This window comes from Chamaesiphon sp. VAR_69_metabat_338, assembly GCF_031423935.1.
Taxonomy (GTDB): domain Bacteria; phylum Cyanobacteriota; class Cyanobacteriia; order Cyanobacteriales; family Chamaesiphonaceae; genus Chamaesiphon.
In genome coordinates, this window is record NZ_JANPGM010000116.1 from 1 (window position 1) to 2,372 (window position 2,372).

At 47.8% G+C, this 2,372-nt stretch carries 3 protein-coding genes; all 3 read left to right on the forward strand.

The features are described from left to right. Window positions 1-479: 479 nt before the first annotated feature. Window positions 480-683, forward strand: coding sequence for a hypothetical protein (locus RMO84_RS03360; RefSeq protein WP_310487033.1), 204 nt, complete (start codon window positions 480-482; stop codon window positions 681-683). A 27-nt stretch (window positions 684-710) separates the two neighbouring features. After that, on the forward strand, window positions 711-1,388 hold the full coding sequence (locus RMO84_RS03365) for a zinc metallopeptidase (RefSeq protein WP_310487034.1): 678 nt from the start codon (window positions 711-713) through the stop codon (window positions 1,386-1,388). A 79-nt stretch (window positions 1,389-1,467) separates the two neighbouring features. Next, the coding region (gene cbiE / locus RMO84_RS03370; RefSeq protein ID WP_310487035.1) for a precorrin-6y C5,15-methyltransferase (decarboxylating) subunit CbiE at window positions 1,468-2,372 on the forward strand (905 nt) is incomplete at its 3' end.

The following is a 2,372-nucleotide window of genomic DNA, read 5'->3' on the forward strand; positions in this document are numbered from 1 at the left end:
TAATTGCTTTCAATAATGTGGTAAAGTCGCCAGATTTAGTGGCAGTTTCTAAGATATTAGCCATTTTTTGTAGTAATTAAAATTCGGGCTGTTGTCGATCGAATAAACTAACTTTTAGATGGAAATCTGCTAGTCGCATGCTCTGAGATGCCTTGCCGTTTTCTTCGGTTAAATTGGCCATCACCATTAGATGTGATAGCTTTCATCTTATTCGCAAAGCATGTTTTCAGCTCCGATCGTTCGAGCGATCGGGGCACCGTCTATTTGATTGACATCCTTTAATTATATGCAAAATATTTATTAGTAGCTCACTACTCTTTGATTCAAGTACATAAAATTGTTTATCAAAAATCTGATTGCTTTAATGCCAATTGGCAATCTATCGATCGACAGATTTACAACTACTAATAATTTCCAAAAATCTATCGATAGCGGGAAATCGATCGATATTCGTACTCCCTGACGGCCAATGTTCGGCTGTGCGCGATCGAGATGTAGAGACTCAAGTCTCGATCTTCGTAACGCCCAAGCAGATACTAAGCGGTGGCTCGTTGGCGGAGCCTCTCGAAACGAGAATCGAACATCGCCCCAATTGGCTGGACTGTATTGCCTTAAATTACAAACCTAAATCACCGATCGCCAAAAATGGTAAGATCCAGCCCAAGGGCGAGCATTGCCATTAGTTAACTAAAATTAGGTAAGAAATTTATATGTTTTATCTGCTTTTTCTATTACCTGGAATGTTGCTCATGATGTGGGCGCAGTTTCGAGTCAAAGGTACCTATCAAAAATACGCCCAGGTGGATGCGCGGATGGGGATGACGGGCGCACAAGTTGCCGAAAAGATTTTACAAGAAATGGGCATCCAGAATGTTTCGGTAGAACCGATCGCCGGCGAACTCACCGACCATTACGATCCCCGCGCCAAAGCTGTCAGATTATCTGAAGTCGTCTATGGTTCGACATCACTGGCAGCAGCGGCAGTAGCCGCTCATGAGTGCGGTCATGTCCTCCAAGATGTCAAAGGCTACAAGCCGATGAATATTCGCGCTGCATTAGTGCCAGCCGCAAATCTGGGTTCTAATATCGGGCCGGTGCTGATTATGTTGGGTTTTGGTCTGACAGCAATGGGTAGTATCAGCACGATCTTTATTAACATTGGCATCGTGCTATTTTTAGGAGTGGTGTTATTTCACATTGTGACTTTGCCAGTGGAATTTGATGCTTCAAATCGCGCATTGAAATTAATTAATGAATTGGGTATTTTGCAAGGTGATGAAAATAGAGGAGCTAAAAAGGTCTTAGATGCGGCGGCGTTGACGTATGTAGCGACGGCTCTGTACTCTGTGCTCCAACTCGTACAATTGCTAATGTCTCGTCGGAATTAGTCGGCGGATTTCGATCGCGCGAGGATTAGCTCCCCTATTTTCATTAGGGCTAGTCTATATATCAGACAGGAAGTTAACATTGAGCGAACGTCAGAAATGGTTATCGATCGTCGGTATCGGTGAGAGGGGACTAGTCGAACTAAGTCCCTTGGCGCGAGAATTGGTCGATCGCGCGGTGCTGATTGTGGGCGGCAAACGTCATCTCGCGATGTTAGAAGACGAGCGTTCGGAGCGACTGGAGTGGACATCACCGCTGGAAGACGCGATCGCCTCGATTCTCAAATATCGCGGTACTCCCGTCTGCATTCTGGCTAGTGGCGATCCGCTCTGTTATGGGATCGGGGTGACGTTACTGCGGTACGTGCCGATCTCGGAAATGACGATTATCCCCGCCCCATCCACCTTTAGCCTCGCCTGCGCCCGTTTGGGCTGGTCGCTGACGGCAGTAGAAACCGTGAGCCTGTGCGGGCGATCGCCAGATTTTTTGACCGCGCTGCTAACTCCCCATGCCAAATTATTAGTCTTGAGTGCGGGTGCCGATACGCCTCAAATTGTGGCAGATTTACTGACTCAGCGGGGCTATGGCGATAGTCAGATGACAATATTAGAACATCTCGGTGGCGATCTCGAAAATATAACTTCAGATCTAGCCAGATCGCTCTCTAAACAGGAGGTAGCCGCTCTGAATGCGATCGCGATTGACTGCCGCATTGATGCCGAAACAACCCCTGTAAATCGGCTGCCCGGACTGCCCGATAGCGCGTATCATCATGACGGACAGCTCACTAAACGCGAAGTCCGCGCGATAACTTTAGCCGCACTTGCGCCGCTGCCAGGGGAATTATTATGGGATGTCGGTGCGGGCTGTGGCTCGATCGGGTTTGAATGGCTGCGATCGCATCCACGATGTCGGGCAATCGCCATCGAGCAACACTCGCAACGGTTGGATTTTATTAGAGATAATATGTCGGCTCTGGGTACGCC

What these genes read in the sequence shown, in the direction of transcription:
- RMO84_RS03365 (WP_310487034.1), top strand. Translation starts at nt 711, where the DNA reads ATGTTTTATCTGCTTTTTCTATTACCTGGAATGTTGCTCATGATGTGG.